The 25,933-nt window shown below is 75.0% G+C and carries 25 protein-coding genes; 19 read left to right on the top strand and 6 right to left on the bottom strand.

Going from position 1 to position 25,933, the window contains the following annotated elements:
* Nucleotides 1-48: 48 nt before the first annotated feature.
* Entirely contained in the window at nt 49-816 is a 768-nt protein-coding gene (locus tag GMA12_RS14370; RefSeq protein WP_156270152.1) for a methyltransferase domain-containing protein, read from the bottom strand.
* Nucleotides 817-942: 126 nt separating this feature from the next.
* Here GMA12_RS14370 and GMA12_RS14375 point away from each other — a divergent pair, with 126 nt between their 5' ends.
* From GMA12_RS14375 to GMA12_RS14405, 7 genes are all read left to right on the top strand, one after another.
* On the top strand, nt 943-1,329 hold the full coding sequence (locus GMA12_RS14375; protein ID WP_370831655.1) for a hypothetical protein: 387 nt from the start codon (nt 943-945) through the stop codon (nt 1,327-1,329).
* 25 nt (nt 1,330-1,354) lie between these two features.
* Nucleotides 1,355-2,146, top strand: coding sequence for a nitroreductase family protein (locus GMA12_RS14380; protein ID WP_156270153.1), 792 nt, complete (start codon nt 1,355-1,357; stop codon nt 2,144-2,146).
* Nucleotides 2,147-2,228: 82 nt separating this feature from the next.
* Nucleotides 2,229-3,200, top strand: a complete 972-nt coding sequence (locus GMA12_RS19600) for a GNAT family N-acetyltransferase (RefSeq protein ID WP_156270154.1) — start codon at nt 2,229-2,231, stop codon at nt 3,198-3,200.
* 67 nt (nt 3,201-3,267) lie between these two features.
* Nucleotides 3,268-3,633 (top strand): PadR family transcriptional regulator, encoded by a 366-nt coding sequence (locus GMA12_RS14390; RefSeq protein WP_156270155.1) that lies wholly within the window; start codon nt 3,268-3,270, stop codon nt 3,631-3,633.
* Entirely contained in the window at nt 3,630-4,658 is a 1,029-nt protein-coding gene (locus GMA12_RS14395) for a permease prefix domain 1-containing protein (RefSeq protein ID WP_156270156.1), read from the top strand. Before GMA12_RS14390 ends, GMA12_RS14395 begins: the two co-directional genes overlap by 4 nt.
* Before the next feature lie 262 nt (nt 4,659-4,920).
* A complete protein-coding gene (locus GMA12_RS14400) occupies nt 4,921-5,406 on the top strand; it encodes an Lrp/AsnC family transcriptional regulator (protein WP_156270157.1) in 486 nt (161 codons plus the stop codon).
* A 99-nt stretch (nt 5,407-5,505) separates the two neighbouring features.
* Nucleotides 5,506-6,339 (top strand): SRPBCC family protein, encoded by an 834-nt coding sequence (locus tag GMA12_RS14405; RefSeq protein ID WP_156270158.1) that lies wholly within the window; start codon nt 5,506-5,508, stop codon nt 6,337-6,339.
* Nucleotides 6,340-6,427: 88 nt separating this feature from the next.
* Here the strand turns inward: GMA12_RS14405 and ilvD are convergent, their stop codons facing one another.
* On the bottom strand, nt 6,428-8,119 hold the full coding sequence (gene ilvD / locus GMA12_RS14410; RefSeq protein ID WP_156270159.1) for a dihydroxy-acid dehydratase: 1,692 nt from the start codon (nt 8,117-8,119) through the stop codon (nt 6,428-6,430).
* Between the two features lie 201 nt (nt 8,120-8,320).
* Between ilvD and GMA12_RS14415 the strand changes: the two genes are divergently transcribed.
* Complete coding sequence (locus tag GMA12_RS14415; RefSeq protein ID WP_156270160.1) at nt 8,321-9,223, top strand: SDR family oxidoreductase; 903 nt, start codon at nt 8,321-8,323, stop codon at nt 9,221-9,223.
* Between the two features lie 37 nt (nt 9,224-9,260).
* Nucleotides 9,261-9,683 carry a ChaB family protein gene (locus GMA12_RS14420; protein WP_162459896.1) on the top strand — a complete coding sequence of 141 codons (423 nt, stop codon included), beginning with the start codon at nt 9,261-9,263 and terminating at the stop codon, nt 9,681-9,683.
* A 16-nt stretch (nt 9,684-9,699) separates the two neighbouring features.
* On the opposite strand, the gene GMA12_RS14425 is transcribed toward GMA12_RS14420, so the two are convergent.
* Complete coding sequence (locus GMA12_RS14425; protein WP_156270161.1) at nt 9,700-10,452, bottom strand: TSUP family transporter; 753 nt, start codon at nt 10,450-10,452, stop codon at nt 9,700-9,702.
* Nucleotides 10,453-10,577: 125 nt separating this feature from the next.
* On the opposite strand from GMA12_RS14425, the gene GMA12_RS14430 reads away from it, so the two are divergent.
* Genes GMA12_RS14430 through GMA12_RS14445 form a run of 4 tightly spaced genes read left to right on the top strand, consistent with a single transcriptional unit; the run spans nt 10,578 to nt 15,628 of the window.
* On the top strand, nt 10,578-12,041 hold the full coding sequence (locus tag GMA12_RS14430) for an aldehyde dehydrogenase family protein (RefSeq protein ID WP_156270162.1): 1,464 nt from the start codon (nt 10,578-10,580) through the stop codon (nt 12,039-12,041).
* A gap of 38 nt (nt 12,042-12,079) precedes the next feature.
* Nucleotides 12,080-13,732 carry a RecQ family ATP-dependent DNA helicase gene (locus GMA12_RS14435; RefSeq protein ID WP_156270163.1) on the top strand — a complete coding sequence of 551 codons (1,653 nt, stop codon included), beginning with the start codon at nt 12,080-12,082 and terminating at the stop codon, nt 13,730-13,732.
* A 10-nt stretch (nt 13,733-13,742) separates the two neighbouring features.
* Entirely contained in the window at nt 13,743-14,999 is a 1,257-nt protein-coding gene (locus GMA12_RS14440; protein WP_156270164.1) for an FAD-dependent oxidoreductase, read from the top strand.
* A 41-nt stretch (nt 15,000-15,040) separates the two neighbouring features.
* Nucleotides 15,041-15,628: a uracil-DNA glycosylase gene (locus GMA12_RS14445; protein WP_162459897.1), complete on the top strand. Its 588-nt coding sequence runs from the start codon at nt 15,041-15,043 to the stop codon at nt 15,626-15,628.
* Here the strand turns inward: GMA12_RS14445 and GMA12_RS14450 are convergent.
* The gene (locus tag GMA12_RS14450; protein ID WP_156270166.1) at nt 15,612-16,157 is read right to left on the bottom strand and encodes a TetR/AcrR family transcriptional regulator; all 546 of its coding nucleotides are present in this window, start codon (nt 16,155-16,157) and stop codon (nt 15,612-15,614) included. The genes GMA12_RS14445 and GMA12_RS14450 overlap by 17 nt on opposite strands.
* 120 nt (nt 16,158-16,277) lie before the next feature.
* Between GMA12_RS14450 and GMA12_RS14455 the strand changes: the two genes are divergently transcribed.
* Complete coding sequence (locus GMA12_RS14455) at nt 16,278-17,795, top strand: MFS transporter (protein WP_156270167.1); 1,518 nt, start codon at nt 16,278-16,280, stop codon at nt 17,793-17,795.
* Here GMA12_RS14455 and GMA12_RS14460 read toward each other — a convergent pair.
* Nucleotides 17,758-19,332 (bottom strand): FAD-dependent monooxygenase, encoded by a 1,575-nt coding sequence (locus tag GMA12_RS14460; protein WP_156270168.1) that lies wholly within the window; start codon nt 19,330-19,332, stop codon nt 17,758-17,760. The genes GMA12_RS14455 and GMA12_RS14460 overlap by 38 nt on opposite strands.
* Nucleotides 19,329-19,925, bottom strand: a complete 597-nt coding sequence (locus GMA12_RS14465; protein ID WP_156270169.1) for a hypothetical protein — start codon at nt 19,923-19,925, stop codon at nt 19,329-19,331. Before GMA12_RS14465 ends, GMA12_RS14460 begins: the two co-directional genes overlap by 4 nt.
* A 193-nt stretch (nt 19,926-20,118) precedes the next feature.
* Here GMA12_RS14465 and GMA12_RS14470 point away from each other — a divergent pair, with 193 nt between their 5' ends.
* The 5 genes from GMA12_RS14470 to fmdA all read left to right on the top strand — a co-directional run bounded on the left by GMA12_RS14470 (nt 20,119) and on the right by fmdA (nt 25,930).
* Entirely contained in the window at nt 20,119-20,643 is a 525-nt protein-coding gene (locus GMA12_RS14470; protein ID WP_156270170.1) for a mycothiol transferase, read from the top strand.
* 213 nt (nt 20,644-20,856) lie between these two features.
* Nucleotides 20,857-22,662: a M23 family metallopeptidase gene (locus GMA12_RS14475; protein WP_156270171.1), complete on the top strand. Its 1,806-nt coding sequence runs from the start codon at nt 20,857-20,859 to the stop codon at nt 22,660-22,662.
* A 135-nt stretch (nt 22,663-22,797) separates the two neighbouring features.
* On the top strand, nt 22,798-24,225 hold the full coding sequence (locus tag GMA12_RS14480; protein WP_156270172.1) for an FAD-binding oxidoreductase: 1,428 nt from the start codon (nt 22,798-22,800) through the stop codon (nt 24,223-24,225).
* A 124-nt stretch (nt 24,226-24,349) separates the two neighbouring features.
* Nucleotides 24,350-24,634 carry an FmdB family zinc ribbon protein gene (locus tag GMA12_RS14485; RefSeq protein WP_156270173.1) on the top strand — a complete coding sequence of 95 codons (285 nt, stop codon included), beginning with the start codon at nt 24,350-24,352 and terminating at the stop codon, nt 24,632-24,634.
* Nucleotides 24,635-24,676: 42 nt separating this feature from the next.
* Entirely contained in the window at nt 24,677-25,930 is a 1,254-nt protein-coding gene (fmdA, locus tag GMA12_RS14490; RefSeq protein ID WP_156270174.1) for a formamidase, read from the top strand.
* The last annotated feature ends 3 nt before the right edge of the window (nt 25,931-25,933 follow it).

Raw genomic sequence — 25,933 nt, forward strand, 5'->3', positions numbered from 1 at the left:
TGGTCTCCGTTCCCGGGCCCGTCCGGCCCGCTCAACTGGTCGTAGCTGTCAGCGTGGGCCACTCGGCTGAACCGGAAGTGAACGGACGCGCACCAGCTGCTGGTACGCGAAGGTGCCCGGGAGGACCTCCCAGCCCGGCCCGGCCAGCGCGCGCAGCTCGTCGGGGACGTAGGCCCGGCGCAGCGAGCGCAGCCCGTCGGTGCGCAGGAAGGAGCCCGGGGCCAGGGGCAGGACGCCCACCGAGTACAGCCGGTAGGCCGCCGGGCTGCGCACCAGGTCGTTGTGCACCACGAGGCGGCGGGCCAGCCGCTCCGAGTCCGCCACGAGCGCCCGCACCTGCGCGGGGTCGAGGTGGTGGAGCAGGTGGTTGGAGACCACGACGTCGAAGGTCTCGCCCGCCGCGACGAGCTCCCGGCTGGTGGTGCGCCGGAAGGCCGGGGGCGCGAGGTGCGGGCGTCGGGCCGACCAGCGGGCCGTGCGCCCCACCGCCCACTCGTGGGCGCGGGCGTCCGGGTCCACGCCCGTGACCCGCAGGTCGACGCCGTCGCGGTGCGCCCAGCGGGCCAGGGCCCGGGCGACGTCCCCGCCGCCGGAGCCCACGTCCAGGACGGTCAGGGGCCGGCCGGGGACCGCCAGCGGGCGGATCCGCCGCCGGTAGGTGGCCGACCACCCGGCGAGCAGGGAGTTGATCGCCTCGAAGCGCGCGTAGGTGCGCTGCAGGGCGCCGAGGTCGCAGCCGGGGTCGTCCATGAGCTCCCGCAGGCCCGGGTCCCGCCGCGAGAGGTCGGGGCGGGGGCGCGGGTCGGAGCGGGGCATCTGCCCATTCTCGTGCGGCCCGGCACGTTTCGCCAAGGAGCGGCGCCGCCGCCGAGCCCTCGCCCCCGGCGTCACTAGACTGGGCCTCCCGTCCGGTGCCGGACGGGAGACCGGAAGGGGAGTCCCGTGGGAGACACCGTGCGCGCCCCGGGCCCGCCGCCCGGGCCGTGGATCGGCCTCGCGAGCGCGTGCTGGGCGGCCAACGCCGCGCTGGGGGCGTCCGTGGGGGCAGGGCTCGTGCACACGGGACGGTTCCGCTGGATCCACCACGCCCTCTACATCGCCACGACGACGACGACGGCCCTGGCCACGCTCCTCGGCGCCGGCTCGTCCTCCGCCGCGGGGCGGGCGGCCGCCCGTGCGCTGGCGCCGGCGCTGCTGCCGCTGGCCGCTCTGCCGCACGTGGGCACGCCCGCCCAGGGCCACCCGCGCCGGCACGCCGTGGCCGCGCTGTCCGCGGCGCCGTTCTACGCCACCGCCCTGATCCGAGCCCGCGCCGACCGCGCGCGCTGACCGCACCGACCGAACCGGAGAGCACATGGAGTTCCTCGACGTCGTCTTCAACCGACGCACCACCAACGGGCCGTTCCTGCCGGACCCGGTGTCCCCGGAGCACCAGCGGCTGCTGCTGCGCACCGCCGCGGCGGCGCCCTCCCAGTTCAACAGCCAGCCGTGGCGCTTCGTGCTGATCGAGGACCGGGGGACCATCGACCGGATCGCCCGGATCAGCGCCGAGTCCATGACCCAGGTGATGGCGGAGGGGACGTTCTTCGACCGGTACAAGCGCTACTTCCGCTTCAGCAAGCAGGAGATGGAGGAGCAGCGCTTCGGGATGCTCTTCGACAAGCTGCCCGCCGTGCTGCGCCCGTTCACCAAGAAGGCGTTCACCCCGGGCGGGCAGGCCATGATGAACCGGCTGCGGGTGCCGCAGACGCTGGGCTCGGAGAACCACAAGCTCGTCGCCGGGGCGCCGCTGCTGCTGGGCGTGATGCTGGACCGCCGCGAGTACCGGCCCGGGGAGCTCTCCGGGTTCTACTCGCTGTTCTCGATGGGTGCGGCGATGGAGAACCTCTGGCTGACCACGGTGGAGCTGGGCATGGGCATCCAGTTCATCTCCTTCCCCATGGAGGCCCCGGCCCGGTGGGCCGAGATCGTGGAGCTGCTGGAGGTGCCCGAGGACCTCGAGCTCATGGCCGTCTACCGCCTCGGCTACGTGCCGGAGGCGCATCGCCGGCCCGCGATCGACTGGTCCTCCCGCGAGCGGCGGCGGATCTCCCAGTACGTCTACCGGGAGTCCTGCGCCACCCCGCAGGAGGGCTGGGACGACTGAGCGCCGCGTGCGGCGCGGCCCGGTCCCGCCGCACGCACCGGAGGCGCCCCGCACGGGCGGCGGATCGGCTAGCGTCCGTGCTGTGACCCGCCACACGGACCTGACCTTCCACCCGCTGACCCTCCAGGACACGCCTGCGTGGTCCGCGCTGATCCACGCGCTGGCCGCGGCGGACGGCACCGGGGAGACCTACGAGCCCGACGACCTGGCCGAGGAGCTCGTCTCGGCCGGCGTGGACGCCTCCGCGGACACCTGGGGCGTCCGGGACGGCCGCACCCTGGTGGCCTACGGCCAGGTGCACGTGAGCACGGCCCTGACCGCCGAGGGCCTGGCCCGCGCGCACCTGGGCGGCGGGGTGCACCCGCGGTGGCGCGGCCGGGGCATCGCCACCGCGCTGTTCGAGCGCATGGAGGCCCGCGCCCTGGAGATCGCCGGCCGGCGCCACCCGGGTGCGGCCGTGCAGCTGTCCGCCTCGGGCGGGGTCGACGGCGCGGACGCCCGGACCTTCCTCGCCGGGCGCGGCTACGCTCCGGCGCGGTGGTTCACCGACATGACCCGCCCGCTGCCCGGTCCACCCCTCCGCCCGGCCGTTGGCCCGGCCGGCGGGCGCGCGGAGCCGTACGAGGACACCATGGCCGAGGAGCTGCGGCTCGCGCACAACGACGCCTTCTCGACCCACTGGGGCTCGACGGCGCGCTCGCCGGAGGCCTGGGCGGACATGGTGGGCGCCCGCAGCGCCCGCACGGACCTGTGGCGGGTGGTCCGGGAGCCCGGCGGCCGGATCCTGGCCTACTGCTCCGTGAGCCAGTGGCGCGAGGGCGCCCTCTACGTCGACCGCGTGGGCACGCGGCAGGAGGCCCGGGGCCGCGGACTGGCGCGGGCGGTGCTGCTCGGCACGGTGGCCGCCGCCGCGGCGGACGGCGCGTGGACCACGATGGAGCTGACCGTGGACGCGGCGAACCCCACGCGCGCCGACGCGCTCTACCGCTCCGTGGGCTTCGTCCCCGTCCGGACCCAGGCCGCGTTCGCCCGCACCGTTCCGCCCGGGGCCTGAGCACGTCCGGAGGGGCGGGTCCCCGCCGCCCCTTCCGATAGTGTGCGTCACACAGTATTGTGTGGTCATGACGGCCGATCCGGGGGACCAGCTCGTCGCGGCGCACCAGCAGGAGCTGCGCCGCGGCACCGTGGTCCTGGCCTGTCTGCTCGTCCTGGACGAGCCCCGCTACGGCTACGCCCTGCTCCGGACGCTGGCCGACGCCGGGCTCGACGTCGAGGCCAACACCCTCTATCCGCTCCTGCGCCGCCTCGAGGCCCAGGGTCTGCTCGAGAGCGACTGGAACACCGAGGAGTCCCGTCCCCGCAAGTTCTACCGGATCACCGGGTCCGGAGCGCGGGTCCGGGACGCCCTGGACGCCGAGCGGCTCCGGCTGCACGGCGCGCTCGCGGCCCTGTCCCGCCCGTCCCGTCCCGAGGACCGATCGCCATGACCTCCACCGCTGCCCCTGCTGCCACCCCGGCCACCGAGAGCTACCTCCACGAGGTCTCCCGCCGTCTGCCGCCCCGGGCCCGGGAGGACGTGGCCCGCGAGCTGCGCGGCACCGTCGCCGACATGGTCGACGACGGCGTGGCACGCGGGCTCGCCCCGGAGGACGCCGAGCGGCGGGCCCTCGAGGAGCTCGGCGACCCGGCCCGGCTGGCCGAGGACTACGCGCCCGGCCCGCAGCATCTGATCGGTCCCGCGCACTACCAGGACTTCCTGCAGTTGCTGCGGATCCTCGTGCCCGTCCTGGCCGGGGTGTTCGGCGGGCTCACTTTGCTGGGTCGGCTCTTCGGGGAGGCGGGCCGGGAGGACCTGGTCGTCTACCTCGTGCTCTCGATCGCGCCCGCACTCGGGGCGGCGCTGCAGGGGGCGCTGATGGGGGCGGGCATCGCCGTCGTCGTCTACGCGGTCGTGGAGCGCGCGGAGCGCACGGAGCGGGCCGGGGCGGACGATGCCGGCGGGCCGGCGCCCGTGGCGGAGCCGGCCCGGCGCTGGACGATCGAGCGGCTGCCGCCGCCGCGCCCGGCGCGGGACACGACGGTCGGGGAGCTGGTCTGGTCCACCGTCGCCCTGGGGCTGGCCTTCGCCGCGCCCTTCCTGCTCTCGCGCCCGCTGCTGCGGGAGGGCCCGCTCGCCGGCGAGCCCCTGCTCGACCCGGCCGTGTGGACGCCGTGGGTGCCGCTCTACCTCGCGCTCGTGGTGCTGGCCTGGGGCTGGGAGCTGCTGCGCTTCCTCCGCCGGCGCTGGTCCTGGCCGCTGTTCGCGACTAACGCGGTGCTCGACCTCGCCATGGCCGCACTTCTCGTCACCGTGCTGCGCACCGAGTCGGTGGTGAACCCCGTCCTCCGGGAGCGCGGCTGGGTGGGCGACGAGTTCGCACGGATCGGCGTCGCGGTCGTGGTGCTCATCACCGTCTGGGACCTCGTGGCGACGTTCCTCGCCTGCCGCCGGTCGCTGGCCGGGCGCCGCTGAGCGGTCCTGGGAGGTGCTCGGCCCGCGGGAGCTCCGGGGAGCTCCCGCGGGCCGGGAGGACCTGCCGCTGCGGGGTGGTGAGCGGTCCGGGCGCGAGGCGCTTCGTGGGCGGCCCGCGCCGGTCGGGTGCGCCGTCGCCGATCAGCTGGTGCACCGTGTGATCACCAGTTCACAACGACTCCGACACCCTGCGCAAACGCCTAGTCTGGGGTTGATCAGATCGACCAAGCACAGGCGGAACAGAGGGGTGGCGGTGGTCAGCATGACGAATCCCGGGGGCGGGGGCGCCGGACTGGACGCGACGGACCGGAAGATCCTGGCGGCCCTGGACGAGGACCCGCGCATGACCGTGCTCGCCCTGGCGCAGCGCACCGGGCTGGCGCGCGGCACCATCCACGCCCGGCTCGAGCGGTACCGGGCCGGGGCCGCGCTGCGCCCGCACAGCACCCGGGTGGCGCCCGCCGCGCTGGGCTACGGCCTGGCCGCCAGCGTGGCGGTGGAGCTGGACCAGCACCAGCTGGACCAGGCGATCGCCGGGCTGCAGGCGATTCCGCAGGTCATCGAGGTGTTCGCCCCGGCCGGGCAGACGGACCTGCTGTGCCGGGTGGTGGCGAAGGACCCCGAGGACCTCTACCGGGTCTCCGAGGAGATCCGGCTGTGCCCCGGGATCCTGCGGACCTCCACGAGCATGTTCCTGCGCACCGTCATCCCGTACCGGGTGGCGCCGCTGCTGGCGGAGGACGGCTGACCGCTGGCCATCGGCCGGACCGGGGGGTACCGTAAGCACACTGGCGAATTCGCAGGAGTCCGCCACATCTGACCGACGAGACAGATCGAAGGAGATGCCATGAGCACCAAGGTCGAGAAAACCGTTGTGGTCGACGTGCCCCTGAGCACGGTGTACAACCAGTGGACGCAGTTCGAGGACTTCCCCCAGTTCATGAACGGCGTCAAGAGCGTCCGCCAGCTGAGCGACTCCCGGCTCGAGTGGGTCGCCGAGATCGCCGGCGTCCGCCGCCAGTGGGAGGCGCGGATCGTGGACCAGGTCCCGGACAGCCGGGTCTCCTGGGCCGCCACCGAGGGAGCCACCAACGCCGGCACCGTGATGTTCCACGACGCCGGCAACGGCCGGACCGAGGTGCACCTCGTTCTGGAGTACGAGCCCGAGGGCCTCGTGGAGAAGGTCGGGGACAAGCTGAACGTGGTGGAGAACCAGGCCGAGGGCGACCTGGAGCGGTTCAAGAAGTTCATCGAGGACGAGGGCTACGCCACCGGGGCGTGGCGCGGCTCGGTCAACGAGGGCGCGCCCGTCGGGACCCCCGGCGTCGAGGCCGCCGCCGCCTCCCGCGGTGACGACGGCAAGGCCGGGATCTCCGGCAAGGTGGTCGCCGCAGGCGTGGCCGCCGCCGGGGTGGCCGCCGCCGGCGCCGCCGCGGCCGCCAAGAAGAAGGACTCCGACGAAGGCGCGGAGCCGGTCACCTTCGAGGCCGAGGCACCCACGACCCCCACGGTCACGCCGGTGGCCCCCGAGACGGCCGTGCCGGGCGAGGTCCCCCCGGTCACGCCCACCGGGCCCGCGCTGACCGACCCCGCACTGACCGATCCGGCCGTGGACGCGGACGTGGACGTCGACCCCGCCTCCGGGCGCATCGACGGCCGTCCCGGCGGCGGCGCGGTCTAGGACCTGTCGCCGGCACGCACCGGGCCCCCGACCGCACCGCGGTCGGGGGCCCGGTGCGTGCCGGCCGCGGCCGGCCCGCTCGGCGCGCTCAGCCGGTGACCGCTCCGACCGAGGCCGAGCGCACCAGCTTGGCGTACTTGCCCAGCACCCCGCCCTCGAACTGCGGGGGCAGCGGGGCCCATCCGCTGCGGCGCCGGGCCAGCTCCTGCTCGTCCACCTGCAGGTCGAGGCGGCGGGTGGTGAGGTCCACCCGGATCCGGTCGCCGTCGCGCACGAGGGCGATCGGTCCGCCGTCGACCGCCTCCGGCGCGATGTGGCCGATGCACAGGCCGGTGGTCCCGCCGGAGAAGCGGCCGTCCGTGAGCAGCAGGACGTCCTTGCCCAGGCCCGCCCCCTTGATCGCGCCGGTGATGGCCAGCATCTCGCGCATCCCCGGCCCGCCCTTGGGCCCCTCGTAGCGGATGATCAGCACGTCCCCGGCGGTGATCCGCCCCGCCTCCAGGGCGTCCATCGCCGCCTGTTCGCGCTCGAACACGCGGGCGGGGCCCTCGAAGGCCTCGGCGTCGAACCCGGCCGACTTCACCACGGCCCCCTCCGGGGCCAGGGACCCGTGCAGGATCGTGATCCCGCCGGTGCGGTGGATCGGGTTGTCGAGCGTGCGGATGACCTTCCCGTCCACCGGGTCGGGGTCGATCACGGCGAGGTTCTCGGCGAGCGTCCGCCCGGTGACGGTGAGGACGCCGCCGTGCAGCAGCCCGGCGTCGAGCAGAGCCTTCATGACCACCGGGATGCCGCCGTGGCGGTCGACGTCGTTCATCACGTAGCGGCCGAACGGCTTGACGTCGGCCAGGTGCGGGACGCGGTCGCCGATCCGGTCGAAGTCCTCCAGGGAGAGCTCGACCCCCGCCTCGTGCGCGATGGCGAGCAGGTGCAGGACGGCGTTGGTGGACCCGCCGAGGGCCATGAGCACCGTGATCGCGTTCTCGAAGGCCTCCCGGGTGAGGATGTCCCGGGCCGTGATGCCCTGGCGGAGCATCTCGACGACGGCCTCCCCGGAGCGGTGGGCGAACTGGTCGCGCCGCCGGTCCGCCGAGGGCGGGGCGGCGGAGCCGGGCAGGCTCATCCCGAGGGCCTCGGCCACGGACGCCATCGTGTTGGCCGTGTACATCCCGCCGCAGGCGCCCTCGCCGGGGCAGATGGCCCGCTCGATGCGGTCCAGGTCCTGCCGGCCCATCAGCCCGGCCTTGCACGCGCCGACGGCCTCGAAGGCGTCGATCAGGGTGACGTCCTTCTCGGTCCCGTCCGTCAGCTTCACCCAGCCCGGGGCGATGGTCCCGGCGTAGAGGAACACGGAGGCCAGGTCCAGACGGGCGGCGGCCATCAGCATGCCGGGCAGGGACTTGTCGCAGCCGGCCAGCAGCACGGAGCCGTCGAGGCGCTCCGCCTGCATCACGGTCTCCACGGAGTCGGCGATGACCTCGCGGGAGACCAGCGAGAAGTGCATCCCCTGGTGGCCCATGGAGATCCCGTCCGAGACGGAGATCGTGCCGAACTGCAGCGGGTAGCCCCCGCCGGCGTGGACGCCCTCCTTGGCGCCCTGGGCCAGCCGGTCCAGAGACAGGTTGCAGGGGGTGATCTCGTTCCAGGAGCTGGCGATGCCGACCTGGGGCTTCTCCCAGTCGTCGTCTCCCATGCCCACGGCGCGGAGCATGCCGCGGCTGGCGGTGGCGTCGATGCCGTCGGTCACCTGGCGGCTGCGGGGCTTGATGTCGGGGCTCATGCGGTCTCTCCCGGGTCGGCGGCGCACCGGGCGGTGCGCGGGGCAGGGCGTGTCGCGAACCTATCAACGGAACTCGCGGAGCGTCGAGGGCAGTCCGCGCCCGGCACGGAAGTTTGTGGGCCCCGGGGGCAGACAACACCGCCCGCGGCTCCTAGGGTGGGAGCAGAAGAACCGTAAGCAACCTGATCGAAGGAGCCCGACATGCCCGAAGGACCCGTCTCGCAGCACGCCCGGTCGATGGCCGACGACGAGGGCGGGATGCCCGAGCAGCAGCAGACCCCGCCGGGTCTGACCGCGGCCATGGACCCCGTGCCCGACCACGGGGAGTCGTCCTGGCAGGGCCGCGGCCGCCTCGAGGGGCTCAAGGCCCTGGTCACCGGCGGGGACTCCGGGATCGGCCGGGCCGTGGCCATCGCCTTCGCCCGGGAGGGCGCCGACGTCGCGATCAACTACCTGCCCGAGGAGCAGGAGGACGCCCAGGACGTCGTCGGGTGGATCGAGAAGGCCGGCCGCACGGCCGTCCTGGTGCCGGGGGACCTGCGCGAGGAGCAGAGCTGCCAGGAGATCGTGGACCGCGCGGTCGAGGGTCTCGGCGGGCTCAACGTCGTGGTGAACAACGCCGGGTACCACTGGGCCCGCGGCGAGTCCGGGCTGCAGGGGCTGCGCACGGAGGACCTGGAGCGTGCGGTGCGCACCAACCTCTACGGCACCCTGTGGATCAGCCGGGCGGCGCTGCCGCACCTGGGGCGCGGCGACAGCATCATCAACACCACTTCCGTGCAGGCCTACGACCCGTCCGCGAGCATGATCGACTACGCCGCCACGAAGGCGGCCCTCAACAACGTCACCGCCAACCTGGCCGCCGACCTCGGCCCGGCGGGCATCCGGGTCAACGCCGTGGCCCCCGGGCCCGTCTGGACCCCGCTGCAGCCGGCCACCAAGGAGCCCGCAGCGGTGGCGCACATGGGCCGTGACACCCCCCTGGGGCGCATCGCCCAGCCGGCCGAGCTGGCCGGGGCCTACGTCTTCCTGGCCTGCCCGGCCGAGGCGAGCTACGTCAGCGGCACCGTCCTCGGCGTCACCGGGGGCCTGCCCGTCTTCTGAGCCGCGGCCCGACCATCCTCGACGGAAGGAGCATCCCGTGCCGAAGACCGGCAAGGACGACCACGCCAAGAAGTCCGAGCTGCCCTCCACGCTGCAGCGCTCGGGGCGGAAGGCCCAGGACACGTTCGCCAAGACCTACGACTCGGCGCTGGAGGAGTACGGCGACGAGGAGCGCGCGGCCCGCACCGCCTACAGCGCGCTCAAGCACACCCACGAGAAGGTCGGCGACCACTGGGAGGCCAAGGAGGAGTACGGTCCCTCCGACGAGCACGCCGCGGGCGGGCGGGACTCCGGCGCGCGGACCGCCGGGGGCGTGGACGCCAACGCCTCGAAGCACCACCTCTACGAGGTGGCGAAGCGGCTCGGCGTGGAGGGCCGCTCCTACATGACCAAGAAGGAGCTGGTCGAGGCCATCCGGAAGGCCAACGACGCCGCGACGCGCCGGGCGCGCGGGGACTGAGCCGCCCGGCCCGGGGTCAGAGGACGCCGATCAGCCCGCGCACCAGGGTCACCGCGCCGCCGAGGCCGGCGAGCACGAGGGCGGTGGTGCGTGCCGCGCTCAGCGGCACGCGGCGGGCGACGACCGCGCCGATCCGCACGCCCAGCACCACGGTGAGCACCACTCCCGGCGCCACCCACCACGGGGGCATCCCGCCCGTCCCGGCGGCCCCGAGCAGCGTCTTGGTGAGCACGGACAGGCCGCCCATCGTCATGAAGACCGGCTGCAGGGTCGCGGCGAAGGAGCGCTGCTCCCAGCGGGCCAGCCGGGAGTGGATGACCATGACCGGCCCGGCGACCCCGGCCGTGGTGTTGAAGAACCCGCCGATGGTCCCGGCCAGCACCGTCGGCAGCCGTCCCGGCCAGTCGGGCAGGCGGGGCAGGCCGAACATGGTGGTGAGGGCCAGCAGCACCACGCCGCCCACCACGACCTGCAGCCAGGCCGCCGGCAGCTCGCGGACCACGAGCGCGGCCGGCACGGCGCCCACGGCCGCGGCCGGGGCGATCAGCGCGAAGCGCCGCCAGTCGACGTGCTGCCACACCGAGAGCATGATGAGGAACCCGGAGACCGTCGTGGTGGCGTTGGTGACGAGCACCCCGGTGGCGGGTCCCAGCAGCAGCGCGAGGGTGGGCGCGACGACGAGCCCGACCCCGGTGCCCGAGACGCGCTGGAGCACCGAGCCCACGAGGATGGCCAGGGCGGCGACGACGACGAGTTCCACAGGCCCCATTCTGCGCCCCGGCCGCGGCCGCTCCGTCCGCCCCGCCGGTGGCGTTGGCGTTCCGCGGGGTGGTAAGTATGCTTGCGGTCATGCGAGGTCCCTCCCAGGGGACGACGTCCAGCGAAAGGTGCGCCATGAGCATCACCCGAGACCTGATCATCGACGGCGAGCACGTGCCCGCCCTCAGCGGCCGGACCGCCGAGGACATCAATCCCTACACGGGCGAGGTCTTCGCCACCGTCGCCGCCGGCGGTCCCGAGGACGTGACCCGCGCCGTCGACGCCGCGGCCTCGGCCGCGGAGGAGTGGGCCGGCACCACCCCCAGCGCCCGGCGGCGCATCTTCCTGCGCGCGGCCGACCTGCTGGAGGAGCGCATCGAGCAGGGCGCCGAGATCATGGCCAAGGAGGTCGGCGGCGTCCGCGGCTGGGCCGAGTTCAACACCCACCTGGCCGCCAACATCCTGCGCGAGGCCGCCGGGGCCACCACCCTGCCCCAGGGCGAGGTGCTCGCCACCGACATGCCGGGCGTGCGCTCGATGTCCGTGCGCCGGCCCTACGGGGTGGTCGCGGCGATCTCGCCCTGGAACGCCCCGTTCATCCTCGGCATGCGCTCCCTCGCCGTGCCCCTGGCCGTGGGCAACACCGTGGTGCTGAAGCCCAGCGAGGACGCCCCCCTGGCGTGCGGGCTATTCCTGGCCGACGCCCTGGTCGACGCCGGGCTGCCCGCCGGCGTGCTCAACGTGGTCACCAACGACCGCGCGGACGCCGCGGGGGTGGTCTCCACGCTGATCTCCGACCCGCGGGTGCGGATCGTGAACTTCACCGGCTCCACCGCCGTGGGCCGCACCATCGGCACCCTCGCCGCGCAGCACCTGAAGCCGGCGGTGCTCGAGCTCGGCGGGAAGAACAGCCTGGTGGTGCTCCGGGACGCGGACCTCGACTACGCCGTGGACGCCGCGGCCTTCGGCGCCTACATGAACGCCGGGCAGATCTGCATGTCGGTGGACCGGGTGCTCGTGGACCGCAGCATCGCCGAGGAGTTCACCGAGCGCTTCGCGCGCAAGGTGCAGGACCTGCCCACCGGCGACCCGACCGACCCGGGCACCGTGATCGGCCCGGCCGTCAACGCCCGGTCGGCCGAGCGCCAGTACGCGCTCATCGACGACGCCGTGGCCAAGGGTGCCGTGCTCCGGGCCGGCGGGCACCGGCTGGAGAACTCCCTGGTCCCCGCGACCGTCCTCACGGACGTGACCCCCGAGATGGACATATTCCACGACGAGATCTTCGGCGCCGTCACCACCGTCTTCGAGGTGGACGGCCCGGACGAGGCCGTGGAGTTCGCCAACAACACCAACTACGGGCTCACGGCCGGCGTCATCACCGAGAACCTGGGCGAGGGCATCGCGGTGGCGCAGCGGCTGAAGACCGGCATCGTGCACGTCAACGACCAGTCCGTGGCCGACGAGCCGCAGGCGCCCTTCGGCGGGATCCAGGAGTCCGGGTACGGGAAGTTCGGCGGTCAGGCCGGCGTGGAGTCGTTCAGCGAGCGGCGGTGGATCACCGTCCAGGAGCAGGGCCACGCCCGGTTCCCGTTCTAGGCCCCGGCCCAGCACCAGTGACACAGCAGGAGGACAGCATGGACCGCACGGCCGGGCGGCTGCGGGAGGTCGCCGCGTCCCGCTTCGGCATCGAGGAGTTCCGCGAGGGGCAGCTCGAGGCCATGGAGGCGGCGGCCGGGGGCCGGGACGTGCTGGCGGTGATGCCCACCGGCCACGGCAAGTCCGCGATCTACCAGGTGGTGGCCGCCGCCCTGCCCGGCACCGCCGTGGTGGTCTCCCCGCTGATCGCCCTGCAGCACGACCAGGTGGAGGCGATCAACGAGGACCTCGGCGCGGAGGCCGCCTTCGCGGTGAACTCCCGGGTCGGCGCCCGCCGCGAGCGCGCGGCGTGGGCGGCGGTGGAGGACGGGCGGGCGAAGTTCCTGTTCCTCGCCCCCGAGCAGCTGGCCCGCGAGGAGACCGTCGAGCGCCTCGCCGCCCACCGGCCGTCCCTGTTCGTGGTGGACGAGGCCCACTGCATCTCCTCGTGGGGCCACGACTTCCGCCCCGACTACCTCGTGCTCAGCGAGACCGTCGAGCGCCTGGGCCACCCGCCCGTGGTCGCGCTGACCGCCACCGCCTCCCCGCACACCCGCGCCGAGATCGTGGAGCGGCTGGGCATGCGGGACCCGCTGGTGATCGTGCAGAGCTTCGACCGGCCCAACATCGAGCTGCGGGTGGTGCGCCACCACGAGGCCGCGGACAAGCGGCGGGCCCTGCTCCGGCAGGTGGTGGGCCTGGTCGGGCCGGGCCTGGTCTACGTGGCCACCCGCCGGGAGACGGAGCAGTACGCAGCCGAGCTGCGCGAGCGCGGGGTGCGCGCCGAGGCCTACCACGCCGGGCGCCGGCAGACGGAGCGGGAGGACGTGCACGCCCGCTTCCTCGACAACGCGCTCGACGTCGTGGTGGCCACCACCGCGTTCGGGATGGGCATCGACAAGCCGGACGTGCGCTTCGTGGTGCACGCGGACATCCCCGACTCCCTGGACAGCTACTACCAGCAGATCGGGCGCGCCGGCCGGGACGGCGCGCCCGCCCTGGCCGTGCTGCACTACCGCTCCGAGGACCTGGGCCTCCAGCAGTACTTCGCCGGTGCCGCCCCCGACCCGGAGGACCTGGAGAAGGTCTTCCGGGCCGTCCGGCGCGAGGGCCCGGTCCGTGCGCGGGAGCTGCGCGAGCACACCGGCCTGGGCCCGCGCGCCCAGGCACGGGCCCTGCACCTGCTCGAGCACAGCGGCAGCGTCCGGGCCCAGCGCCGGGGCTACCGGGCCGCCTCCGGCGCCGAGGTCGGCCCCGCCGTGGCCGCCGCCCTCGAGGAGGCCGAGTCCCAGCACCGGATCGACCGGTCCCGGATCGAGATGATGCGCGGCTACGCCGAGACCGACGGGTGCCGGCGGGACTGGCTGCTGAACTACTTCGGCGAGGAGACCGACGGGTGGTGCGGCAACTGCGACCAGTGCGAGGAGGAGGGCTCCGCGGCCGAGGCCGAGGAGCGGGCCGCCGCCACGCCGCACGGCTGGGAGATCCAGACCCCGGTCGCCCACCGTGAGTGGGGCCACGGGATCGTGATGGGCGCGGAGCCCGACCGGATCACGGTCCTGTTCGACTCGGTGGGCTACAAGGAGCTCTCCCTGCGGCTGATCGAGGAGCAGGACGGGCTGCTGGTGCACGAGCGGGCCGGAAGCGCGTAGCGTTTCCCGCATGGACGACGCCGTTCCCGAGATCCTCACCACCACCTGCTGCGTGGTGGGCGGCGGGCCGGCCGGGCTGATGGCCGGGGTGCTGCTCGCGCGCCAGGGCGTGGACGTGGTGGTGCTCGAGAAGCACGCCGACTTCCTCCGCGACTTCCGCGGGGACACGATCCACCCCTCCACCACGGAGCTCATGGCCGAGCTCGGCTGGCTGGAGGGCTTCCTGCGCCTGCCGCACACGCGGGTGGACCGGGCGACCGTCGGGCTCGGCGGGGAGAGCGTCGTCGTCGGCCGCTTCGACCGCCTGCCCGTCCGGTGCCCCTTCATCGCGTTCATGCCGCAGTGGGACTTCCTCGACTTCCTCGCCGACCGGGGCGCGGAGCTGCCCGCTTTCCGGCTCATGCGCTCGACGCCCGCCGACGGCCTGCTCGTCGAGGACGGGCGCTGCGTCGGCGTCACCGCCCGGAACCGCGCCGGCGCGCCCGTGCACGTGCGCGCCGAGCTGGTCCTGGCCACGGACGGCCGGGACTCCGTGCTGCGCGAGGCCGCCGGGCTGCGGCCGGTCGCCTCGCCCTCGCGGATGGACGTCCTGTGGTTCCGGGTGCCCCGGGTCCCGGGCGCCGAGGCGCCGCTGTTCAACGCCGGCGACGGCGCCGTGGTCGCCCTGAACCGGGGGGAGTACTGGCAGGCGGCCCTGATCATCCCGGCCGGCCAGCACGACGCGATGCGGCGGCAGGGGATCGAGGCCCTGCGCGAGCGCGTGCGCGGGATCGCCCCGGTGCTGGCGGAGGGTCTCGCCTCGCTCGAGAGCTGGGACCAGGTGCGGCTGCTGCGGGTCCGGGTGGACCGGCTGCGCCGCTGGTGGCGCCCCGGGATCCTGTTCCTCGGCGACGCCGCCCACGCGATGTCCCCGGCCGGCGGGGTCGGCGTGAACCTCGCGATCCAGGACGCGGTCGCCGCGGCCAACCTCCTCGGGCCGCGGCTGCGGGGTGGGGGAGTGCGGGCCCGGGACCTGGCGCGCGTGCAGCGACGGCGCGCGTGGCCGGCCCGGGTGACCCAGCTGTTCCAGCTCGTGCTGGCCCGCCGGCTCGTGCCCGGGCCCGGGGGCGGCCCCCCGAAGCCGCCCCTGCCGGTGGGCCTGGTGCGGGCGCTGCCCGTCCTGCCGCACCTGGCCGGGCGGTTCATCGGCCTGGGCCTGCGCCCGGAGCACGTCCGCCCCCGGGCGCGCGCACGGGGCCGGGGACCGGGCCGGGCGCGGGGCGGATGAGCGCGGGGCGGACGAGCGCGGGGGAGGACCGGCGCGCCCGCGTGGACGAGTCCCACGTGGCCCCGCTCAACGCGCTGGTGCGGGGCTGGCGGGCAGGCGGCCGGTTCGTGCCGTGGGTCGACCCCGACGGCGGCGGCACGGGCGCCCGCGTGCTCGTGCTCATGGAGGCGCCCGGCCCGGCCACCGTGGCGGCCGGGGACCTGGGCTTCAGCTCCGAGGACAACCCCGGCCCCACCGCCCGGCTGTTCAAGGCCCTGCGCGAGGAGTCCGGGCTGGCGCGCGGTGACTACCTGCGCTGGAACGTGGTGCCCTGGGCGCTGTACGACCCGGCGGGCCGGCACCGGCCGCCGCGGGCCGACGACCTCGCGGAGGCGGAACCCGCCCTCCGGGAGCTGCTCGGGGCCCTGCCCGAGCTGCGCGTCGTCGTGACGTTCGGCGCCCCGGCGCTGACCGGGATGATGCGGCTGCTCACCGTGGCGGAGCCGCAGCGGCTGCTGCCGGTGCTCGGCGTCCCGCACCCGTCGCCGCGCAACGGGCACCGCCGGGCCGAGACGCGGCAGCGGATCCTGGTGGCGCTGCGCACGGCCGCCGCCGCCGCCCGCGCCGCGGGAGTCACGAGCGCGGGCTGAGCCGGTCCACCACGGCCAGGAGGTTCTCGAGGATGGTGTGCCGCTGCGCGCTGCCGTCCGGGAGCAGCCCGATCGACGCGTTGTGGTAGAGCCCGTCGCCCATCTGCTGCACGGCGGTGGCGACCACGGGATCCCCCACGTCGGCGAGGATCAGCGCGTACCACGCCTCCCCGAGCCGCTGCAGGCTCGCCCGGGCGTTCTCGTCCCCGGACTGGGCCAGCCGGGAGGCCACGACGAGGGCCCGGTCGAGCTGGCTGTCCTCGAACAGCGACGTGACGAGGAAGTACCGCGCGGCCCCCTCCGGGGCCGCGGCCATCGCCTCGAGGTCCAGCTGCAGGAGCTCCTCCAGCCGCTGCAGCGTGGCGTCCACGAGGGCCCGGCGGTGCGGGAAGTGGTAGAGCAGACCGCCCTTGGACACGCCCGCGGCGCCGGCGACGGCGTCGAGGGTCGCGGCGCGCTCGCCCTCGGCGAGGACGAGCTGCTCGAAGGCGGCCAGGAGCTTGTCCCGGGCCGCAGGTGGGCGCGGCATGTGAGGAAGACCTCCCTGGATCGGATGTGCCGCCCATTGTGCCAGCCCGCCGGTAACTGTACCGTCTAGACGGTACAGTTACGACGCTGTGCGACCCGATCCGATTCCCGGAGGTGAACCATGACCACACTGCTGACGCCCCGCCCCACGGCCGGCGCGCGCGAATGGGCCGCGCTCGCGGTCCTGATGATGCCTGTCCTGCTCGTGTCGGTGGACAACACCGCGCTGAGCTTCGCCCTGCCCACCATCTCCCAGGCGCTGCGTCCCACCGGCGAGCAGCTGCTGTGGATCGTGGACGTCTATCCCCTCGTCCTCGCGGGTCTGCTCGTGCCCATGGGCACGCTGGGGGACCGGATCGGACGGCGCCGGCTGCTGCTGATCGGCGGGACCGGGTTCGCCGCCGTCTCCGCGGCCGCCGCCTTCGCGCCCACCGCCGAGGCGCTCGTCGCGGGGCGGGCCGCCATGGGCTTCTTCGGCGCCATGCTGATGCCCGCCACCCTGTCGCTGCTCCGCAACATCTTCCTGGACCCCGCCCAGCGGCGGATCGCCATCGCGGTGTGGGCCGGCGGGTTCAGCGGGGGCGCCGCGCTGGGCCCGATCGTCGGAGGCTTCCTGCTCAACCACTTCTGGTGGGGCTCGGTGTTCCTGATGTCCGTGCCGGTGCTGGTCCCGCTGCTGGTGCTGGGGCCGCTGCTGGTCCCGGAGTCCCGTGACCCGCGCCCGGGACCGGTGGACGTGCCGTCCGTGCTGCTCGCCATGCTGGCGCTGACCCCGGTGGTCTACGGCATCAAGGCGGCCACCGCCTCCGGCGAGCTCTTCCACGGCCTGCTCAGCGCGGCCTTCGGCGTGCTCGCGGGCCTGCTCTTCGTCCGCCGCCAGGCGACCTTGGAGCACCCGGTGCTGGACCTCGGGCTGTTCCGGTCCCCGGAGTTCACGGGCGGGGTGACCGTCAACGTCCTGGGCAACGTGGGCCTCTACGGGTTCCTGTTCATGCTCACCCAGTACCTGCAGCTCGTGGTCGGCCTGGACCCGATGGCCGCGGGCCTGACCATGGTGCCCGGCCTGGCCCTGACCGTCCTCGCCGGCTTCCTGGCCGTGCGGGCGGTGCGCCGCTTCTCGGCGCGCACCGTGATCACCGCGGGCATGCTGGTGTCCGCGGCCGGCTTCCTCGTGGTCGCCCTGGCGGACCTGTCCGCCCCGGCGGGGGCCCTGGTGGTCCTGGCCGCCTTCTGCCTGGTCGGCACCGGGATCGGCTTCGCCGAGACGCTGTCCAACGACCTCGTGCTCACGGCCGCCCCGCCGCACAAGGCCGGCGCGGCCTCGGCGATCTCCGAGACCGGCTACGAGGTCGGCGCGGTGCTGGGCACGGCGGTGCTCGGCGGCCTGCTGACCGCCTTCTACCAGAGCCACCTCGAGCTGCCGGCGGCCCTGGGTGCCGGCCCGTCCGCCGCCGCGCACGAGACCCTCGGCGGCGCCGTCGAGATCGCCGAGGGCGCCGGGGCGCTGGGCCCGGCCGTGCGGGACGCCGCCTTCGGCGCGTTCACCGCGGGCATGCACTGGACGGCCGTCGTCATGACCGTGCTGGTCGCCCTGGCGGGGGTCACGGTCGCCCGCGTGCTCCGGCCAGCCACGCGCTGAGCAGCTCCGCGTCGATCCGGGCGGCCCGCAGCCCCACGTGCCCGTCGGGGCGCACCACCGTCCCGCCCTCGCCCGGGCGGTCCTCGAGCCGGTGGACGTGCACCTGCGGCCCCGGTGCGCCGGGTTCCGCGCCGAGGGCCGCGGCGTCCGGCGCCGGCGCCGAGCGCTCCAGCAGGACGTGGAAGCCCGGCACCGCGGTGAGCCCGTGCAGCCGCACGGCCCGGCCGCCGCAGCGCACCAGCGCGTCCGGGAGGCGGTCGCCGGGCCGCGGCGTGCCGTGCACCCGCCCCGACGTCACGGAGAGCGGGCTGCCCCGGTACCGGACGTGGAACTGGGCGAGCACGCCCATCCCCGCCGCCGTCAGCCGGGACCACCCCAGCAGCGCCGGCGCGGCCGGGGCGGCCAGCGGGGCGACACGGCCGCGCAGGGCGCGGGGCAGGGGGCCGGTGCCCGCCTCGCCCCAGAACAGGGCGTGCGTCAGGGCCAGCACCAGCCGGTCCGCGGGGCGGCGCTCCTGCTCGTAGGTGTCCAGCAGCACCTCCTGCGCCGGGCCCCCCGGGACCGGGGTCGTGGCGCAGGCCAGCTTCCAGCCCAGGTTCAGCGCGTCGAGGATGCCGGTGTTCATGCCCTGCCCGCCGGCGGGGGAGTGGGCGTGGGCGGCGTCCCCCACCAGGAACACGTCGCCCTGCCGGAAGTGCCCGGCGAGGCGGTGCTGGAGCCGGACCCGGGAGGACCACGCCGTCCGGAGCATGCGGACGGGCAGTCCCGAGGCGTCGAGCACGGCCTGCAGCTCCTCCTCCGGAACGGGCGGGCCCGGCTGCCCGAACGGCGCCCCGGAGGACGAGGAGCGGACGGTGGCCAGCAGCCGCCACGGCGCCCGCTCGCCGATCGCGAAGAGGAACACCAGTCCTCCCGCCGCGGCCACCACGTGGGCCCGCCCCGGGAGCAGGCCCTCCAGCTCGAGGTCGGCCAGCAGGATCTCCTGCCGGTACGGCCGGCCGCGCCAGGTCACCCCCGCGGCGGTGCGCACGGTGCTGCCCGGCCCGTCGCACCCGGCCAGCCAGCGGAAGGACGCCTCCTCGAGCGCCCCGTCGCGGTGCAGCACGGCCCGCTCCCCGCTGCGCCCCACGAACTCGGTGCCCCGCTCCACGGTCACGCCCCGCCGGGCCAGGGCCTCCCGCAGCACGGCCTCCACCTCGGCCTGGCGGGCGAGCACGGGGTGCGGGAACGCGGTGCCCGGCAGGGTGACGTCCTCGAGCCGGGCCGTGACCACCCGCGGACCCAGGTGCAGATCCACCACCGGGGCGGTGTCGGCGCGGGTGAGCAGCTCGTCGACGACCCCGAGCGGGCGCAGCCCCTCGAGGGTCCGCGGGTGCAGGATCAGGGCCCGGGACGGGCGGAACTCCTCGGTCCGGCGCTCGACCACCCGCACCCGTGCCCCGCAGTCGTGCGCCTGCAGGGCCAGGGCCAGGCCGCTCGTGCCCGCCCCGACCACGAGCACGTCGGTGGGGTCCTCCGCCCCGGCCCCGCGGGTCATGGCGCCGGGGGCGGGTCCACCGCGGTGAGCACGCTCCACGCGGGGGCGCCGTGGTCCGCCAGCAGGTCCGGCTCCTGGAGCACCTCGTCGCGGTGCAGCCCCGGGAAGACCACCGCCTGCACCGACGCCGGCTCGCTGACCAGGGAGAGCACCCACCCCAGGGCCCGCACGTAGTCGCGGGCCCGCTCCGGGCCGTCCCACTCGTAGACGCCGCGGTAGCGGTCCCGGTCGTCGTGGGCCAGCCAGAGCTTGGAGACGAACCCCGGGAAGCCCGCGAACAAGGAGGTGTTGAGCTCGCTCTCCCAGCGGAACAGGGCGTGCCCCCGGCCCCGCACCGCGCGCAGCCGGAAGACGACGACGAGCACGGCGGGCTCCCGCGGGTCCTCGACGTCCACCGCGGTCTCGCGGTAGACCCGGGAGCCCGTCCCGTCTGCGAAGCCCAGGCGCAGTCCCCGGCGACCGGTCGGCTGGTGCAGGCGCCGCTCCGCGAGGAGAGCGGCCGTGGAGGACACGGACCCCGCCACGGCCCGGACCGCCGGTCCGGTCCCCAGGAACGGGCGGGCGATCGTCTGCGCTGTGCGTGGTGCTGTCATCGGATGATCCGCCTCCGGCTCGGGGACGTCCGGCCTCCAGGGTAGGGCCGTGGACTCCGGCCCGTGCCCCGACCTGGGAAGTCACCGCTTTGTTGCGCCGGCCACGGTGGTCCCCGGGCGTGCCGGGGCCGCCGCGGACGTAGGCTCGGCCTGCCAGGGCCCGTCCTGGCCCGTGCCGGAAGGAGCGATCGCGATGACGCCGCAGGAGCTGTTCGAGGACGCCGCCCGCCGCCCGTCCCAGGCGGCGCGGCAGGTGCTCGAGGGCATCCCGCTCGGGGCGCTGCACACCATGCCCGGCGGGACCTCCAACTCCGTGGCGTGGCTGGTGTGGCACGCGGCCCGGCAGCAGGACGCGCAGGTGGCCCGTCTGGCCGGCGCCGAGGAGGTGTGGTCGGGCCAGGGCTGGAACGAGCGGTTCGGTCTCGACCTGCCCGACTCCTCGATGGGCTTCGGCCACCGGCCGGAGGACGTGGCGCGGGTCCGGGTGGCGTCCGCGGAGCTGCTCCAGGACTATCTCGACGCGGTCGTCGAGCGCACCGTGGACTACGTGCGCGGACTCACGGACGCGCAGCTCGACGAGGTCGTGGACCGGTCCTGGGACCCGCCCGTCACCCGGGGGGTGCGCCTGGTCAGCACGGTCGACGACGCCGCCCAGCACCTCGGCCAGGCCGCCTACGTCCGGGGGCTGGTCGACGGCGGGTGGTCGGGGCCGTACTGACGGTCCCGGGAGCCCGTCCGGCTCCGGCGCCGCCGGTCCCAAACGGTTGTCTTTGCATCGAGACGTCGTGTGACAAGGCGCTGATGTGGGGACGGCACTTTCCTCGGTGGTCACCGTCCGTTCGCTTAAGCTGAGCACGCTGGGTCCCAGCACCTCGTCCCGCCGCTCCGTTCCTGCCGTCGCCGTCGGCGACTCCCTGGGGGAAACACCGCCATGCCCCGCGACACCTCTCGCCGTCCGTCCACCGCCGGCCTGCGCCGGCGCGCCTCCTCACCGGTCACCGCCCTCACCGCGTTCTCGGCGCTGGTCGCCGTCAGCGTGGCGGTCAGCTCCGGCATCGCCCCCGACGCCGGGACCGGGCGCGGCTCGGCCTTCGGCACGCCCTCGGACGTGGCGGAGCAGGCGGAGCGGACGGAGAACCGGTGGAGCCTGATGGCCGCCGGGCCGGAACAGCCGGGCCCGGCGCGGCCGCTGCGGGAGGCCCGCTCGGTCTCCCCGGTGCGGGACGGCGGTGCCGGCGAGGGGTCGTGGCGGGAAGGAGCGGGCCGCGGCGAGGGCGGCCGGCACGGGGTCTCCACCGTGCGCCCGGGACGGCAGCCGCCGCGGCTCTACCAGGGGGAACTGCCCGTCAACACGCTCATCGCCCCCACGAGCCCTGGGGTCGTGCTGCCCGGCGGGCAGTTCGGCTGGCGGATCGCCCCCGACCGCGGCGGGCGGGAGTTCCACAACGGCACCGACGTCTCCGCCCCGGCGGGCCTGCCGGTCGTGGCGGCCCTGGACGGGGAGGTGACGGCCGTGTTCTGGGACGTGTGGGGCGGCAACCGCGTGGAGGTCACCCACGCGGACGGGCTGAAGACCACCTACAACCACCTCGAGGACGTCCGGGTGCGGGTCGGGGACCGGCTGGCCGCCTCCGAGCAGCTGGGCGCGGTGGGGGCCACGGGCGTGCGCGTCACCGGCCCGCACCTGCACTTCGAGACCTGGGTGGACGGGCAGGCCGTGGACCCGCAGTCCTTCGACTGGGTCGACGGCATGCGCGTGATCCCCGCCTCCCGCAGCAAGTACTCCCTGGAGGTCCCCGTCCCGGATGCCGCCGCCGACGAGCGGGCCGCCGCGGACCGGACGGCGGCCGCCGAGAAGGTCGCCGCCGAGCAGAAGGCTGCCACCGACAGGAGGGCCGCGGAGCAGAAGGCCGCCGCGAAGAAGGCAGCCGAGAAGAAGGCCGCCGAGCAGAAGACCGCGCAGCAGAAGGCAGCCGCCGAGAAGCGTGCCGCGGCGCGGAAGGCCGCCGCCGACAAGGCCGCCGCTGACAAGGCCGCCGCTGACAAGGCCGCCGCTGACAAGGCCGCCGCTGACAAGGCCGCCGAGCCGACGAAGGCCCCGGCGCAGCCACCGAGGCCTCCCGCGCCGGAGCAGACCGACGAGGGCCCGGCGACAGCGCTCCCCGCCCCGCCGACGCCGCCGACGGGCACGGAGCAGCCGCCGACCACTTCGGCGCCGTCCACTCCTCCGGTCAGCCCGCCGGTACCGGGAACCGAGCAGAAGCCGGCGCCGACCACGCCGGCTCCGACACCGACCACACCCGAGGCCGGCTCTCCGACCACTGAACCCGGGGTCGCTCCCGTCGTGGTGGACACGGTGCGGGACACCGACAAGGACGGGACCCTCGACGTCGACGAGGACGACATCGACGGGGACAAGATCTCGAACGAGGCCGACGACGACATCGACGGCGACAAGGTCCCCAACGCCGTCGACCCCGACCTGGACGGCGACGGGCTGCGCAACGAGGCCGATCCGGACATGGACGGCGACGGACTCGTCAATAAGGAGGACACCGAGCCGCGACGTCCCGCCGCCCGGACGGCCCAGGCACCGGCCGTGGAAGCCGACGAGCCCCCTGCGAGGGGCGGGAACGGCGGGCCGGGCGATGCGACCGACCTGGCGGCTCCGGTCGAGGACCCCGCTGCCGGGGACCCCGCTGCCGAGGTCCCCGTGGCCGAGGTCCCCGCCCCCTGATCCGGAGTCGGGGCAGCCGCGTGCTCCCGGGGAGGCGGAGTTATCCAGGAGTGACGCGGCCACCGGCCCGCACGGCACGGGGGCGCACTAGAATTCTGCCGCCGGCGTTCGGATTTTCGCGCGGGGGTGATGGCGATGAGCACCACGCACCGGAGGGTCCCGGAGGACACGACGGCCGGGGCGCTCCAGGAGCTGGCGGAACGGCTGACGGGGCGGATGGTCGCACCGGGCGACCCCGAGTACCACCGCGCCCGGCGGTTCTGGAACAGCCTGCTGGACGTCCGCCCCCGAGCGGTCGTGCGGGCCGGCTCGGTGCAGGACATCGATCTCGCGGTGGCCGCCGCGCAGCGTGTGCGCCTGCCGCTGGCGGTGCGCGGCGGGGGGCACGGGGTGGCCGGCTCCGGCGCCCTCGGGGACTGCCTGCTGCTGGACCTCGGGCGGCTGCGGCAGGTCGTCGTCGACCCGGCGAACCAGCTCGTCAGCGTGGAACCGGGCACCACCATCGGCGGACTGGACCGGGCGACCACGGCCCACGGACTCGCGGTCCCGCTGGGGACGGTCAGCACGGCGGGGATCGCGGGTCTCGCTCTCGGCGGGGGCATGGGCTGGCTGACCCGCAGCAACGGGCTGACCCTCGACAACCTCGACTCCGCGGACGTCGTGACCGCCACGGGGGACCACCTGCACGCCAGCGAGGAGGAGAACCCCGAGCTGTTCTGGGGGCTGCGCGGGGGAGGGGGCAACTTCGGGGTGGTGTCCTCCTTCACCTTCAGCGCCCGCCGGATGCCGGCGCTCGTGCTCGCGGGCAGCCTCCGCTACCGCCGGCCGCGCTGGACGGACGCGCTGCGGGCCTTCGCCCGGTGGGCGCAGGACCTGCCCGACGAGCTGAACCCGATCGTCACCTTCGGGTTCGGGCCGCCGGGGGCCGCGGCCGGCGACGAGCCGTCGATGACGGTGCAGTTCTGCTGGGTCGCGGAGGACCACGTCGCCGGCCGGGACCTGGTCGACGAACTGCGGGCGGACGCCCCGCCGGATGCGGAGGACGTGGCCGCGGTGCCGTGGCTCGCCTGGCAGGGCGCCCGGGACGGGGTCTTCCCCAGGGGCTCGCGCGGGCGCTGGCAGAACCTGCCCCTCGGCCGGCTGGACGACGAGGTCGTCGACGTCGTCGTGCGCCTGGCGTCCCGGATCACCGTCCGGGGCACCGGCCTCGATCTCCACCGCCTGGGGGGCGCCTTCGGACGGGTCGCCGAGGAGTCCACCGCCTTCCCCAACCGCTCCGCGCCGTACTGGCTGACGGCCCACGGCGTCCGGCAGGATTCTGCGGAGGACGAGCGTCTCACCGCGTTCACCCGGACGGTCCACGAGGAGCTGCAGCCGTTCGCCGAGCACGGCCAGTACCTCAACCTCCTCGGCCCCGACTCCGCGTCGGTGGGGAACGGGGCCCAGGCCGTGCGCCAGGTGTACGGGCGGGAGAAGCTCCAGCGGCTGGTCCGCCTCAAGGACCGCTACGACCCGGGCAACCTCTTCCGGCTGAACCTCAACGTCGCGCCGAGCCGCCGCTGAACCGGCGGCGGGCCCGGACGCGGCCGCGTCATCTTCCGCGGCAACTCGGTCCGCGCCCTTCCGCGGGACCGGGCCGAGCACTACGGTCGGGGGCATCCGGTCCCGGCGCCGAGAGGTGAAGCGCATGCCGCTCTACGAGTACCGCTGTCCCGCGTGCGGGGTGTTCGAGCTCCTGCTGGGCATGGGCACGGCCGGGCGCGAGGCGTCCTGTCCCGGGTGCGGGACCGCGGCGCGCCGGTTGCTGGGCGCGCCCGGGCTCTCACGGGCCGGGTCCGCCGAGGCGCGGCTGATCGAGCGCACCGAGGCCACCGCGAGCGAGCCGGACGTCGTCACCGCCCTGCCGTCCGGGCCCCGGCGGCCCGCCCGGCACAGCACGAACCCCCTCCACCGCAGCCTTCCCCGCCCCTGAGGGGGTACCGCACCGTCCGCCACGCACACCAGGAGGCACGTCATGCCGGAGCTCATCTTTCCCCTCGACTCCTCGCGGCCCTTCGAGGACCAGCAGCTCGTCGGGCACAACCGCTGGCACCCCGAGATCCCTCCGGTGGCGACCGTGCGGCCCGGGGACACCTTCCGGGTGCACTGCCGGGAGTGGTTCGACGGCGCGATCGTCAACGACGACTCCGCGGAGGACGTCCTCAACGCTCCGCTGCGGACCGTGCACAAGCTCTCCGGCCCGTTCGCGGTGGAGGGGACCCGGCCGGGCGACCTGCTCGTCGTCGACATCCTCGACGTCGGGCCGATCCCGCAGGAGGACTCCGGGCCGCTGGCCGGACAGGGCTGGGGCTACACCGGGATCTTCGCCCGCACCAACGGCGGCGGCTTCCTCACCGACCGGTTCCCGGACGCCTACAAGGCGATCTGGGACTTCCGCGGCCAGACGGCCACCTCCCGGCATGTCCCGGAGGTGTCCTTCACGGGCATCGTCCACCCGGGCCTGATGGGGACCGCGCCCTCCGCGCAGCTCCTGGCGCGGTGGAACGAGCGCGAGGGCGCGCTCATCGCGACGGATCCGGACCGGGTCCCGCCCCTCGCGCTGCCCCCGGAGCCGCAGGACGCGCTGCTGGGCGGGGTCCCGGACTCCGACGTGGACCGGGTGGCCGGAGAGGCCGCCCGCACCGCCCCGCCGCGGGAGAACGGCGGCAACCAGGACATCAAGAACCTCACCAAGGGCACACGCGTGTTCTACCCCGTGTTCGTGGACGGCGCGAACTTCTCGGTGGGGGACCTGCACTTCTCCCAGGGCGACGGCGAGATCACCTTCTGCGGCGCCATCGAGATGGGCGGGTTCATCGACTTCCACGTGGACGTCATCAAGGGCGGGATGGAGACCTACGGGGTCTCGGAGAACGCGATCTTCCTGCCGGGCAACACGGACCCGCAGTACAGCGAGTGGATCTCCTTCTCCGGCACCTCGGTGACCCTCGACGGCGAGCAGCGCTACCTCGACGCGCAGCTGTCCTACCAGCGGGCCTGCCTGCACGCGGTCGACTACCTCACGAAGTTCGGGTACTCCCCGGAGCAGGCGTATCTGCTGCTCGGCGCCGCGCCGATCGAGGGCCGGTTCTCCGGGGTGGTGGACATCCCGAACTCGTGCGCGACCGTGTACATCCCCACCGCGATCTTCGACTTCGACGTCCGGCCCTCCGCGGCGGGACCCCACCAGGTGGACCGCGGCATGGGCGCGCCCCACGCGGCGGCCTGACCC

Source organism: Kocuria sediminis (assembly GCF_009735315.1).
GTDB lineage: Bacteria > Actinomycetota > Actinomycetes > Actinomycetales > Micrococcaceae > Kocuria > Kocuria turfanensis.

Coding starts and splice junctions, on each gene's coding strand:
- GMA12_RS14370 (WP_156270152.1), bottom strand. CDS start 816: ATGCCCCGCTCCGACCCGCGCCCCCGCCCCGACCTCTCGCGGCGGGAC.
- GMA12_RS14380 (WP_156270153.1), top strand. CDS start 1,355: ATGGAGTTCCTCGACGTCGTCTTCAACCGACGCACCACCAACGGGCCG.
- GMA12_RS14390 (WP_156270155.1), top strand. CDS start 3,268: ATGACGGCCGATCCGGGGGACCAGCTCGTCGCGGCGCACCAGCAGGAG.
- GMA12_RS14395 (WP_156270156.1), top strand. CDS start 3,630: ATGACCTCCACCGCTGCCCCTGCTGCCACCCCGGCCACCGAGAGCTAC.
- GMA12_RS14400 (WP_156270157.1), top strand. CDS start 4,921: ATGACGAATCCCGGGGGCGGGGGCGCCGGACTGGACGCGACGGACCGG.
- GMA12_RS14405 (WP_156270158.1), top strand. CDS start 5,506: ATGAGCACCAAGGTCGAGAAAACCGTTGTGGTCGACGTGCCCCTGAGC.
- ilvD (WP_156270159.1), bottom strand. CDS start 8,119: ATGAGCCCCGACATCAAGCCCCGCAGCCGCCAGGTGACCGACGGCATC.
- GMA12_RS14415 (WP_156270160.1), top strand. CDS start 8,321: ATGCCCGAAGGACCCGTCTCGCAGCACGCCCGGTCGATGGCCGACGAC.
- GMA12_RS14425 (WP_156270161.1), bottom strand. CDS start 10,452: ATGGGGCCTGTGGAACTCGTCGTCGTCGCCGCCCTGGCCATCCTCGTG.
- GMA12_RS14430 (WP_156270162.1), top strand. CDS start 10,578: ATGAGCATCACCCGAGACCTGATCATCGACGGCGAGCACGTGCCCGCC.
- GMA12_RS14435 (WP_156270163.1), top strand. CDS start 12,080: ATGGACCGCACGGCCGGGCGGCTGCGGGAGGTCGCCGCGTCCCGCTTC.
- GMA12_RS14440 (WP_156270164.1), top strand. CDS start 13,743: ATGGACGACGCCGTTCCCGAGATCCTCACCACCACCTGCTGCGTGGTG.
- GMA12_RS14450 (WP_156270166.1), bottom strand. CDS start 16,157: ATGCCGCGCCCACCTGCGGCCCGGGACAAGCTCCTGGCCGCCTTCGAG.
- GMA12_RS14455 (WP_156270167.1), top strand. CDS start 16,278: ATGACCACACTGCTGACGCCCCGCCCCACGGCCGGCGCGCGCGAATGG.
- GMA12_RS14460 (WP_156270168.1), bottom strand. CDS start 19,332: ATGACCCGCGGGGCCGGGGCGGAGGACCCCACCGACGTGCTCGTGGTC.
- GMA12_RS14465 (WP_156270169.1), bottom strand. CDS start 19,925: ATGACAGCACCACGCACAGCGCAGACGATCGCCCGCCCGTTCCTGGGG.
- GMA12_RS14470 (WP_156270170.1), top strand. CDS start 20,119: ATGACGCCGCAGGAGCTGTTCGAGGACGCCGCCCGCCGCCCGTCCCAG.
- GMA12_RS14475 (WP_156270171.1), top strand. CDS start 20,857: ATGCCCCGCGACACCTCTCGCCGTCCGTCCACCGCCGGCCTGCGCCGG.
- GMA12_RS14480 (WP_156270172.1), top strand. CDS start 22,798: ATGAGCACCACGCACCGGAGGGTCCCGGAGGACACGACGGCCGGGGCG.
- GMA12_RS14485 (WP_156270173.1), top strand. CDS start 24,350: ATGCCGCTCTACGAGTACCGCTGTCCCGCGTGCGGGGTGTTCGAGCTC.
- fmdA (WP_156270174.1), top strand. CDS start 24,677: ATGCCGGAGCTCATCTTTCCCCTCGACTCCTCGCGGCCCTTCGAGGAC.